This is a genomic window from Bradyrhizobium sp. MOS002 (assembly GCF_003020115.1).
Taxonomy (GTDB): domain Bacteria; phylum Pseudomonadota; class Alphaproteobacteria; order Rhizobiales; family Xanthobacteraceae; genus Bradyrhizobium.
In genome coordinates, this window is sequence record NZ_PYFX01000003.1 from 425,873 (window position 1) to 441,459 (window position 15,587).

The following is a 15,587-nucleotide window of genomic DNA, read 5'->3' on the forward strand; positions in this document are numbered from 1 at the left end:
GTCGCATCATTCGGCGGGAACGGAGGCCTCGCGTAGCCGGATCGAATAGTTCGAGGCGTTCTGCTGGCCGCTGGATGCTGCCCGCGCAAAGGTGATGAGATGGTGCGCGATCAGGGTGCAGCCGATCAGGCCTTCGAGATCGCCGCGCTTGATGCGGCCCAGCGCGAACTTCCAGAACACGCTCTTGTAGTCGCCGAGCACGCCGACCTTCCAGAAGATGTTCCGTAGCATGACGAGGCCGCGCCTGATGTTGGCCCAGGTCTTCATCTCGTCCGGCGTCGGCATCGTCAGGCGGTGCACGTAAACGTGGTCGCATTGATACTGGAAGCGCGCGAAAACCCTCTCGGGCTCGTAGGCGACGCCCATGGTGTGCTTCCAGGATGCGACGACGTCGTCGTAGGGCAACAGGAAGTTGACATTGGAATCGCGGCCGTCGTCCTCGACCAGGCGCCCTTCCCGCTCCAGCCGGTCCCACAGCGGCGTCTTCGGCAGCGCCTGGAGCAGGTTGATGGTCAACAGCGGAATGCGCGATTCCTCGACAAAGGCGAGCAGCGCCTCGGCGGTGTTCGGCTTGTCGGTGTCGAGCCCCATGATGATGCCGGACACCACCTCCATGCCGTAGGAGTTGATGGTGCGCACGCCCTCCAGGATCGGGACCATCATGTTGTGGTCCTTCTGCATCGCCTTCAGCGCGTCGGGATCGGGTGTCTCGATGCCGCAAAAGATCGTGATGAAGTAGGCCTCGCGCATCTTCTCGAGGATCTCAGGCCGCTTGGCGATGTTGAGCGTCGCCTCGCAGGCGAGCCGCACCACATAGCCGGTCCGCTTCTGCCATTCGATCAGATGCGGCAGGAGGTCCATCGCCGCCTTGCGGTTGCCGATGAAATTGTCGTCGACGAAATAGACCGTGTCGGTCATGCCGCATTCGCGCAGGCGGTCGAGCTCGGCGATGATCTGCTCGGGCGATTTGAGGCGCGGGTTGCGGCCGTAGAGGCCGGGGATGTCGCAGAACTCGCACTGATAGGGACAGCCGCTGGAATACTGGATGCTGCCGAGCATGTATCTCTTCACGTCGGCGAGTTCGTAGGCCGGGATCGGAAACTCCGTCATCGGCACACGGTCCTTGGTGGTCAGCACCACCTGGGTCTCGGGACGCGAGATATCGCGCGACAGGATCTCGATCAGCTGGTTGGTGGCATCGCCCAGCTCGCCGACATGGAGATAGTCGAAGGACGGGTAGTAGTCCGGGCAGGCGCTGACGGAGGGACCGCCGAGCGCGACCGGCAGATCGAACTCGTGGGCGCGGCGGCAGATGTCGTTCATCTGCTGGCGCTGGATGTGCATGCCGCTGACGAAGACCGCCTCCGCCCATTCGAACTCTTCCCTTGTCGTGCGGCGAAGGTTCTCGTCGACGAATTTGACCTGCCATTCCCTCGGAAGATAGGCGGCGAGCAGCAAAAGCCCCTGTGGCGGCATGAAGGCGCGGACGCCATCGGTCAGGGGGTAGGAATGCTCGAACGTCCCGAACGACGATGTGTATCGCGGAAACACGCACAGAATCCGCCGAGACGTACCGTTACTTTCAGCTCGCATCAAAGCTCCCCCGCCACGCTCGACTTAGCTGCGGAAATTGCCAGACAGATAGCGTAATGCTGTCGCCGGAATTTCTCAATATTGTGGCATGAGCTTAATTCCCGGAGGCATCAATGGTTTCCTCGAGCCGCCGGGTGCTTCCGCCGCGTCACGCGATTAGCCGTGAGGCAAAATCGGGCAGCAGGCCTGCATCGCCGGCAAGCCGGAAGTCAGCGCCCGCAATCCCGGACCGCACCAGCCAGTCGTCGAACTCCGGCGCACGGCGCAGTCCGAAGACGTCGCGGACATAGAGCGCGTCGTGAAAAGACGTGGACTGATAGTTCAGCATGACGTCATCGGCGCCGGGAACGCCCATGATGAAGGTGACGCCGGCAGCCGCCAGCAGCGTCAGCAGATTGTCCATGTCGTCCTGGTCCGCCTCGGCGTGGTTGGTATAGCAGATGTCGATGCCAAGCGGCAGGCCGAGCAGCTTGCCGCAAAAGTGATCCTCCAACCCGGCCCGGATGATTTCCTTGCCATCGTAGAGATATTCCGGGCCGATGAAGCCGACCACGCTGTTGACCAGGAGGGGCGCAAAGGCGCGGGCCACCGCATAGGCGCGCGCCTCGCAGGTCTGCTGGTCGACGCCGTGATGGGCATTGGCCGATAGCGCCGAGCCCTGCCCGGTCTCGAAATACATCACGTTCTGGCCGACCGTGCCGCGCCTCTGCGACAGCCCGGCCTCTTGCGCCTCTTTCAGAAGCGCGAGGTCGATGCCAAAACTACGGTTGGCGGCCTCGGTGCCGGCGACCGACTGGAAGACTAGATCGACCGGCGCGCCCTGCCCGATCAGCGACAGCGTCGTGGTGACATGAGTCAGCACGCAGCCCTGGGTCGGGATATTCAGCCGCGCAATGACCTCGTCGAGCAGCCGCAGCAGTTGGCCGATCACGGCCGGGTCGTCGCTCGCCGGGTTGATGCCGATGCAGGCATCGCCCGCGCCGAGCAGGATGCCGTCGAGGATGGAGGCGGTGATGCCCCTGGCATCGTCGAAGGGATGGTTGGGCTGGAGCCGGGTGCTCATCCGGCCCTTCAGGCCGATGGTGTTGCGGAAAGCGGTGGTGATCTCGCATTTCCGTGCCGCCAGGATCAAATCCTGGTTACGCATCAGCTTCGACACCGCGGCTGCCATCTCCGGGGTGATGCCGCCTGCCAGCTTGCGCAAGATTTCGGGCGTCGCGGCATCCGACAGCAGCCAGTCGCGAAAGGCACCGACCGTCAGCGAAGCCACCGGCGCGAAGGCTTTTGCGTCGTGGCTGTCGATGACGAGGCGGGTGACCTCGTCGGCCTCATAGGGGATGACGGCTTCCTGCAAGAATTGCCCGAGCGGGACATCGGCCAGCGCCATCCGCGCCGCGATCATCTGTTCGGCACTGGCGGCGGCGATCCCGGCCAGCCGGTCGCCGGAGCGCGGCGGGGTCGCTTTGGCGAGCAGGTCGCGCAAATCCGGGAACGTGTAGGTCGTGGCGTCGATGGTGTGGCGGTAGACCAAGCGTCTCTCCGGGGTTCGTCGGCCAGCGACCGACTCCAGGGCGATCCAAGACTATACCTTCAGATCAAGACGCTGAAATATCTACCTTTCTTTCGGCCGAGGGAAGGAGGCCAAACTCGGCGTTAACGCCGCGTCCATCTTCATTCTGCATAGTTTTGCAATAATTTGCACGACCGCGCTCTCCGGCCGCTCCCGGCCATTCGGGCCCCTGAAAACCATGACAACTGACCGACCTGGGAATGCCACCGGCCTCGCCGGCCGCTTTACGCTTGCCAACAAGCTCTACGCCATCTTCGCGCTGTTCGCGCTGCTCACCGCGGCGATCGCGATGCTGTCCGACTACAACAGCCGCCGCGGCGCCGACCTGACGAGCGCGATCGAGACCGCGAACGCCGCCGCGCTGAACGTCGAGCGGGTCAACTCGCTGGTCTATGCGGTCGTGATGGAATCGCGCGGCGTCTACATGTCGACCGAGCCGGCCGTGGTGAAGAAATACGGCGAGGGCCTGCTCAAGTTCAACGCCCAGATCCTCGACGTCGTGAAGCGCTGGGAGACCATCGTCAAGGCTGACGATGCCGAGCAGTTCGCCACCTTCAAGAAGCGCATCGAGCAGTTCGTCGAGTTTCGCAAGGAATTGGTGCGCCGCGGCGTCGAGATCAATGCGGCCGCGGGCCGCGAATGGGGCGACAACGACGCCAACCGCGCCGTGCGCTCGGCGCTGAACAAGGATCTCGAGGCGCTGTCCAAGGTCTATGCCGAGCGCGCGAGGCAAATCGCGCACGAGACCGAGACCAATCGCATCCTGTCCTTCGTCCTGACCTGCCTCGGCGGCGTGGCGCTCGCCCTCGTCGTGATCGGCATCGTCATCATCGCCCGCTCGATCGCACGCCCCCTCTCCGCCATCACCGCGACCATCAAGCAGGTCGCTGACGGCGCCGAGAACGTCGTGGTGCCGCACTCTGACCGAGCCGACGAGATCGGCGCACTGGCACGCGCGATCCAGATCTTCCAGGACGCGATGGGGCGTAACCGCAACCTCGCCTCGCAGGTCTCGCAGGACTCCGCCGCGCGCGAGGAGCGCGCCCGCCACATCGAACAATCTGTCGACGCGTTTCGCGAGGCGATCGGCGCGATCATGCGCGGCCTCAGCGACAACGCCTCCGTCATGCGCGAGACCGCGCAGACCATCACCCGCGTCACCGCGGACGCGAGCAGCCGCGCCGGCACGGCGGCGAACGCCACCGAGCAGGCCTCGCACAACGTCACGGCGGTGGCAGGCGCGGCCGAGGAGCTGTCTGCGTCGGTGGTGGAGATCGGCCGGCAGGTGCGGCAATCCGCCAGCGCAGTCGAGCAGACCGGCCAGCGCACCGAGAAATCGATTGCCGAGATCGAGAGCCTGGCGGCCGCCACGCAACGCATCGACGGCGTGCTCAGCCTGATCCAGGCGATCGCCGAGCAGACCAATCTGCTCGCGCTCAATGCCACCATCGAGGCCGCGCGCGCGGGCGATGCCGGCCGTGGCTTTGCCGTCGTCGCACACGAAGTCAAGGCTCTCGCGGGGCAGACCGCGAAGGCGACCGCCGACATCAGCGAAAACGTCTCGATGATCCAGTCCTCCACCCGCAACGCGGTCGACGCCGTCCGCGAGATCGGCGGCGCGGTCCGCGAGATCAACGACGTCACCTCGGCGATCGCCGGCGCCATCGGCCAGCAGGACGCCGCCACGCGCGAGATCTCGTCCAACGCGCAATCGGCCGCCCAAGGCAACGAGACCCTCGTCGCCAACATCAGCTCGCTCCGCGACGCCATCGGCGAGACCGATACTGCGGCCTCCTCGGTGCTAAGGGCTGCGAGCAGCGTGACCGAGACGGCGGAGACGCTGTCGCGCGAGGTGGAGAAGTTCTTCCAGAACCTGCGCTCGGGCGCGGCGGACAGCCGTATCGCCAAGGCCGGATGACGGCGCGTCCATCGCCAACAGAGCCGGTGGTGGGGTCGCTCCATCAAAAAACGCGAAAACAACCCCATGCACAGTAGCCGGGGACAGCGATTTCAACGGCTTGGCCATTGACGCGATATTCTGCGGATTTTACGAATCTATTTGCTCCGTCGGGCAAAACAGGGGCATGATGTCAATGTTGGAGCTTTCCGCGCTGGGCCGGCGGATCGTAGGAAGCCGAAGGCTGGCTGAGGCCGCCTCTCATCGCTTGATGACCCATAGACAATGATCCGGAAATTTTAGCGAAACTATCCAGCCACCTCTGCGTCGGTTAGGTGGAGGGATTACAGCATGTCAACAGAGGGCCAATCCGACGAACAAGAGGTAAGGATCTCGTGCTACAAGGCGTTGGAGCGAGAGGTGACTGATCCGCTTGCCGCCGTGCTACTCCACGACATCGTCCAGGATCTCGAAGCCGATCTTCACAGAGACCGCGCGAAGACTCTCTCCGCAATCCCATCTCCCAAGTCATGATCGCCAATCATGGCGAGTTGATCCGTGTTTCGGGCACGGGGATGTCTGCGCACTGAGGGGCGGCAGCTGACGATATATGTCCAGCCATGGAACCATTGGGTTCCCAGTCTATTGCCTCATTGACGCATCACATTTTGGAGAAACACCATGAAATTTTTAACAGCCGCTCTGACGGCCGCAGCAACCACCCTTCTCGTGACCGCTGCTTCCGCAGCCCCGCTGTCTCCCAACCTGTCCGCCACCCCGGACAGCAACGTTCAAAACGTCCGCATGGTCTGCAACGAAAACGGTCGTTGCTGGCGCGAGCGCAGCGAGCGCCATGTTATCATCCGCGATGGGCGCGATTCCTACGGATATGCGCCTCGCGAGCGCTACATCGAGCGGCGCGGCTATGAAGAGCGCAGCGGCATCGGCTTCCGCGCTCCCGGCGTGAGCGTCGGGATCGGCACTGACCGCTACTGAGATACGCATCCTGTGAATGCAAAAGCCGCGGAGCAATCCGCGGCTTTTTGCTGTCGCCACCATCTGGCTTGATCGGGACGTTGCGATCGCCCGGGCTGCCCTGGAAATAGTTGCTTTCCCCTCGCTATTCTGCGGGCGAAGCACCATATCCCGGATATCACCGCGCGCCCCTCGGCTGTTATCGGTGACTGAGAGCAGCGTGCTCCCGCCGACAAGAGGCGGTCAATATGTCAAGTATATCCAGGTTCAGTGTTCGCGAATGGCTGGTGCACCCGGCGCTGCTACCGGTCGTACTTGTACTGCTGGTCGTCGCTGCGTTGCTCGTTCAATGGTAGTTCGCCTCGACGAACCGGCGCCGTCAGCTCAGGTCGACATTTCGCTGGATCCTATCCAACGAACTCGATCGTCGCTAACGGGCGAGTTGGACATCAGGGCGACGGATGCCTTGGACAAAGCTCGCAACTTGCCAGCTGGAGAGCAGCGCGCGGAAGCGATGCAGGAGGCAACGATCCTCGAAAACGCGGCCCAAATGCTCAGGCTTTTCGGCGGAAAACATGCCGGAAAGATCACACGCTGAGTCGCTATAGCGAGCCCAAGTGGGGCGCCATACCGCGCTCCTGGAGCGGCGCTAGGAACGAAACCCGGCGTGGCTTGTTCATCCTCAACGCGGCTTGGCGCTCCTGATTCAATGCTTTCCGCCGGCGCAACATCGTCTCCGCTCCAGATGCCCACGGCAACGATTGCGTAGCCGTCGGGGATGCATCGACTTCGACAGGTTGCGTCATGTTAAGACTGGACGACCTTCCCAAAGATGTGCCGTCCGAACTCACTGGACGTCAACAAACTCGCCGCTTTTCCCGGCCTAGCGAGGAGCTGTGATCAGGCAGCCATTCAAAGCACGAACACCGGAAGAACTGATTTCCCTGTTGAGCGCCGTGGCGATGGCCATTCTCGCCGCGCTCATTATCATGGTGCTGTATTATGGTCGCGAGATCATTATTCCCATAGCGCTGGCCGTCTTGCTCAGCTTCGTGCTGGCGCCCCTGGTTCGACTGGTTCAGCGTCTGCGCATTCCACGCAGTTTGGCGGTGGTGAGCGTGGTCGTGATCGCCTTCGCATTCATATTTGCGATGGGCAGTCTCCTCGCTACCCAACTCGCGCAGCTGGCCGGCGATTTGCCGCGATATCAGTCCACAATAAGCGAGAAGATCCAATCCTTCCGTGAGACCACCGCCGGTCGAGGCACGCTCGAGCGGGCTTCCAGCATGTTGAAGGACCTCAGCAAGGAGCTCGACAAGCCGAAGGAGGCCGCGAATTCGTTGGGGACCACAGCAGCTCCGAAAGCGACCCCGCCGAAACCCGTTCCTGTGGAAGTGCTTCAGCCCGATCCCGGCGCGCTGGAGAGCTTGCAAACGCTGATTTCACCGTTGCTTCATCCGCTCGCAACGACCGGGATCATCGTCATATTCGTGATCTTCATTCTGCTTCAGCGCGAGGATCTTCGTAATCGTCTGATCAGGCTGGCCGGTTCGGATGACCTGCAGCGCACCACGGCTGCCCTTGATGACGCGGCGAGCCGCCTCAGCCGGCTTTTCCTTATCCAGCTTCTCGTGAACGGGGGCTTCGGCATCATCATCGGAATGGGTCTCTGGCTGATCGGCGTTCCAAGCGCGATCCTGTGGGGTATTCTGGCAGCAGTGCTGCGCTTCGTGCCTTACATCGGGGCGGTCATCGCCGCCGCCTTTCCTCTCGCTCTCGCGGTCGCGGTCGATCCAACCTGGACGATGCTGCTGTGGACGATCGCGCTGTTCGTGGTGGTGGAGCCCGTCGTCGGCCATGTGCTGGAGCCGATGGTCTATGGACACAGCACCGGACTGTCGCCAGTGGCCGTTGTGGCTTCTGCGACGTTCTGGACGGCGCTCTGGGGTCCGATCGGCCTCGTTCTGGCAACACCCCTGACGGTGTGTCTGGTTGTACTGGGCCGCCATGTCGAGCGCCTGGAATTCCTGGACGTCATGTTTGGAGACCGACCAGCGCTCTCTCCGCCCGAGATATTCTATCAACGGATGCTCGCCGGCGATCCGACCGAAGCATCTGCCAAAGCCGAGGAGTTCTTGAAGGAGCGATCTCTCAGCTCCTATTACGACGAAGTCGCCCTGCGAGGACTGCAGCTGGCTCAAGCGGATGCTGACCGCGGCGCTCTGGATCCCGACCGTCTGACCAAAATCAGGGATGCGGTCCAGGAATTTGCCAACAACATTTCGGAACAGGATGAGCGTCAGCCGCCGAAGGTCAACCCGACCACAGATGTCGAAGCTACATCTGCCATAGAGGGCGTGGCTGAGGACGCGCCTTATGAGAGTCTGCGGGTGCTCCGCAAGGAGGACTTGCCCGCTGAATGGCAAGGCGAACATCCCGTCCTCTGCGTGGCCGGGCGAAATCCGATCGACGAAGCCGCTGCGATCATGCTGGCTCAACTGACCGGCGCGCATGGCTTGTCGGCCAGAGTCGAGGCAGCGGAAGCGCTATCGACGGCGAATATCTTCCGGCTGGAGACCGCCGGGGTCGCCATTGTCTGCCTCGTCTATATGGATGCAAGCAGCCCCGCCCATATGCGTTACTCGGTGCGACGGCTTCGCCGTAAATTGCCGAAGGCTACAATCATTCTGGGTTGCTGGATGAAGGACATCGACCCGGCGGCGCTGGAAAGCCTGCGGGAAGGCGCCAAGGCGGATCTGGCTGCTGCAACTCTGGGCGGGGCGCTTAAACTCTGCATAGAGGCGACGGGTGTGGACTCCCTTGGCACAGGAGCCGAAGGCCAGATCTCGAAGATCACGGCCGCTTGATAGTCCGTATGCATAGACACGGCTGCTGCAGGCGCAGCACACCCTGTCGGCTTTCGGAAAGCAGCCCGCTGAGCGCTTGCTGCGCGACCTTCTGATGCGACGGTTCAGCCAACAGGTCCGGGCGTCCAATCGCCGCCGGCAAGCGGCCGAACTTTGACATCAGGAATGACCCCGCGCTCCAGGCTCGGATCGAAATGGCGCATCGTCCGCTCATTGAAGTCGATGATGCGGCCAGGCCTCAGCGGTCCCACGTCATTTATCCTGACGATGACCTTCTTGCCGACGGCCTCGACGAGGGCGTATTTCGGCTTCGCGCCAAATTGGACCCCACCGAATTTCTTGCGCAAACTCGTCTTGATGGCGGCCGACCACACCGAGGGGTCATAGCGCTCGCCGGAAGCCGTCTTCGGGCCGCCCTCCTCCTTGCCTGGCTTGAACGGATTGTACATGGATGCCCCGCCAACGATCGCTTCCCCGGAAGCGGCATTGTCGGCAGCGCTTGAGTCAGCCCCACCAGCTTCACATCGCGCAATAGGAACGGAAACGGCAAGCGTAATCACGGCGCCGCAAATTGCGGCGCTCGAGCGGAACACCATTATATCTCCTGTGATCTTCGATTGATCGGTTCCGATGCCGCAAATCGTTTTGCGAGTCGAGCCAACCCCTGGCCCCGGAACCGTTGTCGGAACCGCAATGGCTCCGGCACGGTGTTTAGTTGCCGCCGTCTAAGACAGACATTGCGTCAACAGCATGACGACGAGAGCCGCGGCGAAATAGCGCGACATGACTCTCACAGCGCCACCAATCAGGATAATCGGTGCGCTCGCCTGGCTGACCTTGTTTTCATTCTCATCGGAGTTGTTGTTCGCAGAAGCGATCATCGCAGCGACGCTGCGGCGGCCGCCGTAGCCCCCTTCTTCCTCAAGCAGAAAAGGAAAGGAGAGATCGTCCCTAAGCCATCACCCCGCCGCGCTTGATCAGCTCCTTCCCTACCGCTGCCAGATGCACCTGATCCGGCCCGTCGCCGATGCGGATGAAGCGGGCGTAGACGTAGGCACGCGCGAGGAAGGTGTCCTGCGAGACGCCGGCGGCGCCGTGGATCTGGATGGCGCGGTCGATAACGCGGGCGGCCATGCTGGGCACCACGATCTTGGCGGCCGCGATCAGGTCGCGCGCGGCCTTGTTGCCTTCGCGGTCCATCCTGTCGGCGGCTTGCAACGTGAGCAAGCGCGCCTGTGCGATCTCGCAGAATGAGTGCGCGATGTCCTCGCGCACCGAGCCCTGCTCTGCGAGCGGCTTGCCGAAGGCCGTGCGGGAGACCGCGCGCTGGCACATCAATTCCAGCGCGCGCTGGGCGCAGCCGATCAGCCGCATGCAATGATGGATGCGGCCGGGACCGAGTCGGCCTTGCGCAATTTCGAAACCGCGGCCCTCGCCGAGCAGGATGTTCTCGGCGGGCACGCGAACGTTCTCGTAGACGATCTCGGGATGGCCGACCGGGGCGTCGTCATATCCGTAAGTGAGCATGTCGCGGACGATGCGCACGCCGGGCGTCGCTCTCGGCACCAGGATCATGGATTGCTGGCGGTGGCGGTCGGGATCGTCGGGCGCGGTCTTGCCCATCACGATCAGGATTTCGCAATCCTCGTTCATCGCGCCGGAGGTGAACCATTTGCGGCCGTTGATGACGTAGTCGCCGCCGTCGCGCCTGATCTCGCATTGAATGTTGGTGGCATCGCTGGAGGCGACCTGCGGCTCCGTCATCGAGAAGCCGGAGCGGATGCGCCCCTCCAGGAGCGGCTTCAGCCAGCGCTCCTGCTGTGCGGGCGTGCCGTAATTCGCCAGCACCTCCATATTGCCGACATCGGGCGCGGAGCAATTGAAGACCTCGGGCGCCCAGAGGATGCGGCCCATGATCTCCTTCACCGGCGCATATTCGAGATTGCTGAGGCCCGGACCGTGCTCACCGGAGAGGAACAGGTTCCAGAGCCCCTGCTCGCGCGCCAGCCGCTTCAGGTCCTGAAGGACCTGCGGCGTCTTGTAGCGCGTCGCTTCCGGCTTCACCTGCTCGTAATAGAGCTCCTCGACCGGCTCGACATGCGTCCGCATGAATCGGCGGACGCGTTCCTGCAGCTCCAGCGAACGTTCGGAGTGGTGAAAGTCCATAGCGGTCTCCTGTTCGCCGAGGGTGATCGCACTTCGTCTTCCGTGGTAGGTGGAGCGCACGCCTCGCCCTTCGAGACGACCGCTGCGCGGTCTCCTCAGGGTGAGGCTAAGCGGCGTTCGCCCGGTTGAACCTGCCGCTACGCATTCCGCCCTCATCCTGAGGAGCCCGCGAAAGCGGGCGTCTCGAAGGATGCGCCATCGTCAACCGCGATAGCCGGCTTGCCATCACGTGCCGCGCAGCAGCTCGCTCGCGACGATCCAGTCGTTGCCGTTGAACTGGAGCATATAGCCGTCCTTGATCGGGCGAAAATCCTGCGGCGTGGTGTTGAGCGTGATGCCGGGCATCAGCAGCGACAGCGGCACGTTTTTCAAATTGGCCGCCTGCGCCATGATGTTCTCGCGCGTCAGATTGTCCTTGCACTGCTTCAGCAAGACCACCAATGCCTCGGCGACGGTGTAGCCGTAGAGACCCGCGACGTTGTTGACGTCGGCATTGGGCAGGCGCTTCTTCATGAAATCGATATAGGCCGTCATCGCCGGATCGTCCTTCGGCGCCTCGACGAACGGCTTGAGCGAACCGAGCGAGAGCACGCCCTTGCCGGCATCGAGGCCGGCCGGGACCATCACGGTGGCCTTGTTGGCGCAGCCCGAGGCGAGGAAGCGCGTCGCCTGCCAGCCGACCTCGTGGGCTTTCCGGATCGCCTGGGCGCAGGCGCGCGGCGTCACCGAATAGATCATGAACACGTCGGCCTTGGTGTTGGCGAGCGTCAGCACCTGGGAATCGACAGTGGGGTCGGCGACCTCGAAGCTCGACGCCATCGCGATCGCCTTGTCGGCGTCGGCACCAAGTGCCTCCTTGACGCCGCGCAGATATTCCTTGCCGGCATCGTCGTTCTGATAGAGCACCGCGAAGCGCGCATTCGGGTTCTTGGCGCGGGCATAGGCGACGTCGATGGCGGCCTCGCTGGTGTAGTTCGGCGCCCACGGCAGCGCCATCGACCACGGCATGTTGGCGGGGTCGTTCCACTTCGAGGCGGAGCTGATCAGAAACAGCTGCGGCACCTTGTTGCTGTTGAGGTATTTCGCGATCGCCGAGCTCGGCGCGGTGCCCATGGTCGCGAAGATGAACGCGACGCCGTCGCCCTCGACCAGCCGCCGCGCCGCTTCCATGGTCTTCGGCGGCGAGAAGGCGTCGTCGAGCGACAGGAGATTGAGCTTGCGGCCGTTGATCCCGCCCTTCTCGTTGACGTCGTCGAAATAGGCCGAGATCACCCTGCCGGTGATGCCGAGCGGCGATGCGGGGCCGCTATAGGGCATGGTGTTGCCGATCTTGATCTCGGTGTCGCTGACGCCGGGACCGTAGGATTTTTGCGCGGAGACAGGCGTGGACAGGCAGGCAGCCAGCGCTGCAGCCAGGACCAAAGCGGCTTTCATGGTTTCTCCCGGTGATGATCGCCACGACTCGCAAGGCGCGACGTGCTGCTTTTTGCCAGCACGTCAGATCAGCGGAGTTCCACAAGACGGTCTTGCGTCGAGTTGCTGATCGGTTAGTGGCGTTGCCGCAAGCTGAAGCCCAAGGAGACCCAACCCGCACCCGCCATGATCAGGTCAATGCCGAGGAACAGGCCGAGGATGTAGACGCTGTTCACCGGCCAACGCGCTACGATCAGCAGACCGAGCAACAACGTGATGGCGCCCGAGAGCGCCACCCAGACCCACGGACTTTCACGTTTCATGCTGAAAGCGAGAAACAGCCGGACGGCGCCGGAGGCGAGCAGCGAGGCACCCAGGAACAGAGTCAGCAAAACTGCAGCAAACAGCGGGTTCTCGAAGGTGAGAAAGCCCGCGATGACATAGAGGACGCCGAGCAAGGCCCAGATCACGAACTTGCCCCAGCTCTTCATCTGAAATGCACCGATGATTTCGGCCGCGCCTGCGATGATCATCATGGCGCCAACCACGAGCACGCTCGCCACCGTTGCCATGACCACGCTGCCGAGCGCGACGAATCCGGCAATGAGATAGACCACGCCGAGAGCGACGATCCATCCCCATTTGCCATGCAAGGCCGCGATGCCGGAGCCCAGGCTGGAAGGATGGGAGATATCCGAGGCATTTGTCATGATGGCCACTCCTGCACGGGAAGCCAGCGAGCACAGGCCAGAATTGGGCGCGCCGCACCGGGAGACAGCCAGCACAGCAGCCCTCGCGGGCAGCAACATTGACGCAAATCAAGTCGGATGCGGTTCCTCAACCGCGCGTCCGTTCCATCTCCAGCTCGGCCTTGAGATTGTCGAGATCGCGATAAATTGAAGCAATCGCAAGGACGCGGCCACCCTTGCGATACTTCAGCAGGCAGTCCTTGCCGGAAATGCTGCCGTCGATCGCGATGTCGTCGAAGCTCTCGGCGTGGCCGACGTAGTTGATCGGCACGTCATAGTGCTGCGACCAGAAGAACGGCACGGCCTCGAAGCGCTCGCGCTTGCCGAGCATGTTGCGCGCAGCGGTCTGGCCCTGCCGCTCCGCCACCACCCAGTGTTCGACGCGGATGGTTTGCCGCGAATGCGGATCGGGCCAGCGCGCGATGTCGCCGGCCGCGAAGATGCCGGATATGCTGGTCTCCAGATATTCGCTGACGCTGACGCCCCGGTCGGCCGCAAGTCCCGCTTGCTCGGCGAGCGCGAGGCGCGGCTTGACGCCGATGCCGACCACGACCAGGTCGGCCTCGATCACGACGCCGCTCTTCAACGTGGCGCGCGTGCCGTCCAGCTTCTCCACCGTGTCCTCGAGATGGAAGTTGACGCCATTCTCCTCATGCAGCGCGCGCACGAAGTCGCCCATCTCGGGACCGAGAACCTTCTGCATCGGCCGTTGGTCCGGCGCGACCACGTGCACCTCGATCTTGCGTGCCCGCAAGGAGGCCGCAACTTCGAGGCCGATGAAGCTCGCGCCGATCACCAGCGCGCGCTTGGCGCTGCCGGCCGCCTTGATGATGGCGCGGCTGTCGGCGACGGAGCGCAGGGTGTAGACATGAGGCTGGTCGGCACCCGGAATCTGCAATCTGACCGGCTCGGCGCCGGTCGCGAGCAGCAGCCGGTCGAACGGCAGCCTGTCGCCGTTGCCCAGCGTCACGCTGCGCGTCTTCGCCTCGATCGCGACGACATTCGTGTTGAGTCTGAGATCGATGCCGGCATCCCGATAGTAATCCTCGCCCCGCAGCGGCAGCCAATCCTCCGGCGCGTTGCCCGCGAGGTAATCCTTGGAGAGATTGGGCCGGTCCACCGGCATCGCGCTGTCATTGCTGAGCATGGTGATGGCGCCGGCAAAGCCCTCGCGACGGAGCGTCTCGGCCGCCGTGAAACCCGCCGCGCCGCCGCCGATGATGACGAATTTTTCCGGCGTTGGCGCTGTCCGGTGAGGCGCCGGAGGCTTCGGCATCTCGCGCTTGCGCTGGACGACGATCTTGTCCTGATCGCGCGAGACCTCCCACACCGCCAGCGCATTCAGCGCGGGCGGACGAGTCGCCTCGCCTGACCGCAAGGAGAAACAGGCGTGATGCCAGGGGCAGCGGATGGTGTCCCCAACCACCAGCCCTTCGGCGAGCGGGCCGTGATAGTGGCTGCAGGTCGGCTCGATCGCAAAGATCTCGCTGCCGGCCTGCACCAGCAGGACGTCTTCCTCGCCGACATGGCCGAGCAATTTGCCGTCCTTGAACGCGGCGAGCGTCACGCCCCGGCTCAGGTCGGGCCCGCTTGGCTTCTTGTCTTCGGTCATGGCGTTACCTCCTTGAGCCGTCGCGGTTCAATCGTCCGAATTAGCCAGCCCCAGCAGTTCCTGGCGTGTCAACGCATTGTCGCGGAATACGCCGAGCATGCGGCTGGTGACGAGATCGGTCCCGGGCTTGTGCGCGCCGCGGGTGGTCATGCAGTGATGCGTTGCCTTGATGATGACCCCGACGCCTTCGGGCCTCAGCACATCGTTGATCGTGTTGGCGATCTGCGCGGTCATCTTCTCCTGGATCTGAAGCCGCTTGGCGTAGATGTCGACGAGACGCGCGAGCTTGGAGATGCCGACGACGCGCCCTTGCGGGATATAAGCGACCCAGGCGCGGCCGACGATCGGTGCCATATGGTGCTCGCAATGGCTTTCGAAGCGAACGCCGCGCAGGACGATCATCTCGTCATAGCCTTCGATCTCCTCAAACGTCTTTTGCAGGATTTCGGTCGGATCCTGCGCATAGCCGGAGAAATACTCCTCGAAGGCGCGCGCGACGCGGTCCGGCGTGTCGCGTAGACCGTCGCGCGCGGGATCGTCGCCGGCCCAGCGGATCATGGTCCGGATCGCCTGCTCGACCTCCGCCCTCTCAGGCCGGTCGCTCGGCGCCTGCGCGACCGCGACACGTTCCAGCCTGCGCGTTTGTGTCTTCATCGAGAACCTCCCCTGCAACGAACCGCATGCAGAAAGCGGCCCCACAGCTTGGACGGCTGCGATTGGAAAAGGTTCCCGGAATCAGGAAAAA

General features: G+C 63.3%; 11 protein-coding genes. 3 read left to right on the forward strand and 8 right to left on the reverse strand.

The annotated features are described in order from the left end of the window. Nucleotides 1–6: 6 nt before the first annotated feature. Nucleotides 7–1,593: a B12-binding domain-containing radical SAM protein gene (locus C7G41_RS10760; protein WP_106942920.1), complete on the reverse strand. Its 1,587-nt coding sequence runs from the start codon at nt 1,591–1,593 to the stop codon at nt 7–9. A gap of 148 nt (nt 1,594–1,741) precedes the next feature. Next, on the reverse strand, nt 1,742–3,124 hold the full coding sequence (locus C7G41_RS10765; RefSeq protein WP_106942537.1) for an ethanolamine ammonia-lyase subunit EutB: 1,383 nt from the start codon (nt 3,122–3,124) through the stop codon (nt 1,742–1,744). 217 nt (nt 3,125–3,341) lie between these two features. Between C7G41_RS10765 and C7G41_RS10770 the strand changes: the two genes are divergently transcribed. From C7G41_RS10770 to C7G41_RS10790, 3 genes are all read left to right on the forward strand, one after another. Continuing rightward, complete coding sequence (locus tag C7G41_RS10770; protein ID WP_106942538.1) at nt 3,342–5,081, forward strand: methyl-accepting chemotaxis protein; 1,740 nt, start codon at nt 3,342–3,344, stop codon at nt 5,079–5,081. Between the two features lie 660 nt (nt 5,082–5,741). Continuing rightward, nucleotides 5,742–6,056: a hypothetical protein gene (locus C7G41_RS10780; protein ID WP_106942540.1), complete on the forward strand. Its 315-nt coding sequence runs from the start codon at nt 5,742–5,744 to the stop codon at nt 6,054–6,056. A gap of 875 nt (nt 6,057–6,931) precedes the next feature. Further along, the gene (locus tag C7G41_RS10790) at nt 6,932–8,902 is read left to right on the forward strand and encodes an AI-2E family transporter (protein WP_373681109.1); all 1,971 of its coding nucleotides are present in this window, start codon (nt 6,932–6,934) and stop codon (nt 8,900–8,902) included. A gap of 104 nt (nt 8,903–9,006) precedes the next feature. On the opposite strand, the gene C7G41_RS10795 is transcribed toward C7G41_RS10790, so the two are convergent. The 6 genes from C7G41_RS10795 to folE all read right to left on the reverse strand — a co-directional run bounded on the left by C7G41_RS10795 (nt 9,007) and on the right by folE (nt 15,496). Continuing rightward, nucleotides 9,007–9,498, reverse strand: coding sequence for a septal ring lytic transglycosylase RlpA family protein (locus tag C7G41_RS10795; RefSeq protein ID WP_106942542.1), 492 nt, complete (start codon nt 9,496–9,498; stop codon nt 9,007–9,009). A 355-nt stretch (nt 9,499–9,853) separates the two neighbouring features. Further along, nucleotides 9,854–11,068, reverse strand: coding sequence for an acyl-CoA dehydrogenase family protein (locus C7G41_RS10800; protein WP_106942543.1), 1,215 nt, complete (start codon nt 11,066–11,068; stop codon nt 9,854–9,856). 225 nt (nt 11,069–11,293) lie between these two features. After that, nucleotides 11,294–12,502 carry an ABC transporter substrate-binding protein gene (locus C7G41_RS10805; protein WP_106942544.1) on the reverse strand — a complete coding sequence of 403 codons (1,209 nt, stop codon included), beginning with the start codon at nt 12,500–12,502 and terminating at the stop codon, nt 11,294–11,296. A 113-nt stretch (nt 12,503–12,615) separates the two neighbouring features. Next, nucleotides 12,616–13,191, reverse strand: a complete 576-nt coding sequence (locus tag C7G41_RS10810; protein ID WP_199198339.1) for an HdeD family acid-resistance protein — start codon at nt 13,189–13,191, stop codon at nt 12,616–12,618. 127 nt (nt 13,192–13,318) lie between these two features. Beyond that, nucleotides 13,319–14,842: an FAD-dependent oxidoreductase gene (locus C7G41_RS10815; RefSeq protein WP_106942545.1), complete on the reverse strand. Its 1,524-nt coding sequence runs from the start codon at nt 14,840–14,842 to the stop codon at nt 13,319–13,321. Nucleotides 14,843–14,869: 27 nt separating this feature from the next. Continuing rightward, the gene (folE, locus tag C7G41_RS10820; RefSeq protein ID WP_106942546.1) at nt 14,870–15,496 is read right to left on the reverse strand and encodes a GTP cyclohydrolase I FolE; all 627 of its coding nucleotides are present in this window, start codon (nt 15,494–15,496) and stop codon (nt 14,870–14,872) included. Nucleotides 15,497–15,587 lie beyond the last annotated feature (91 nt).

Excerpts from the sequence above, each read along its gene's own strand:
- folE (WP_106942546.1), bottom strand. The coding sequence starts at position 15,496 with ATGAAGACACAAACGCGCAGGCTGGAACGTGTCGCGGTCGCGCAGGCG.
- C7G41_RS10780 (WP_106942540.1), top strand. The coding sequence starts at position 5,742 with ATGAAATTTTTAACAGCCGCTCTGACGGCCGCAGCAACCACCCTTCTC.
- C7G41_RS10760 (WP_106942920.1), bottom strand. The coding sequence starts at position 1,593 with ATGCGAGCTGAAAGTAACGGTACGTCTCGGCGGATTCTGTGCGTGTTT.
- C7G41_RS10805 (WP_106942544.1), bottom strand. The coding sequence starts at position 12,502 with ATGAAAGCCGCTTTGGTCCTGGCTGCAGCGCTGGCTGCCTGCCTGTCC.
- C7G41_RS10810 (WP_199198339.1), bottom strand. The coding sequence starts at position 13,191 with ATGACAAATGCCTCGGATATCTCCCATCCTTCCAGCCTGGGCTCCGGC.
- C7G41_RS10770 (WP_106942538.1), top strand. The coding sequence starts at position 3,342 with ATGACAACTGACCGACCTGGGAATGCCACCGGCCTCGCCGGCCGCTTT.
- C7G41_RS10815 (WP_106942545.1), bottom strand. The coding sequence starts at position 14,842 with ATGACCGAAGACAAGAAGCCAAGCGGGCCCGACCTGAGCCGGGGCGTG.
- C7G41_RS10800 (WP_106942543.1), bottom strand. The coding sequence starts at position 11,068 with ATGGACTTTCACCACTCCGAACGTTCGCTGGAGCTGCAGGAACGCGTC.
- C7G41_RS10795 (WP_106942542.1), bottom strand. The coding sequence starts at position 9,498 with ATGGTGTTCCGCTCGAGCGCCGCAATTTGCGGCGCCGTGATTACGCTT.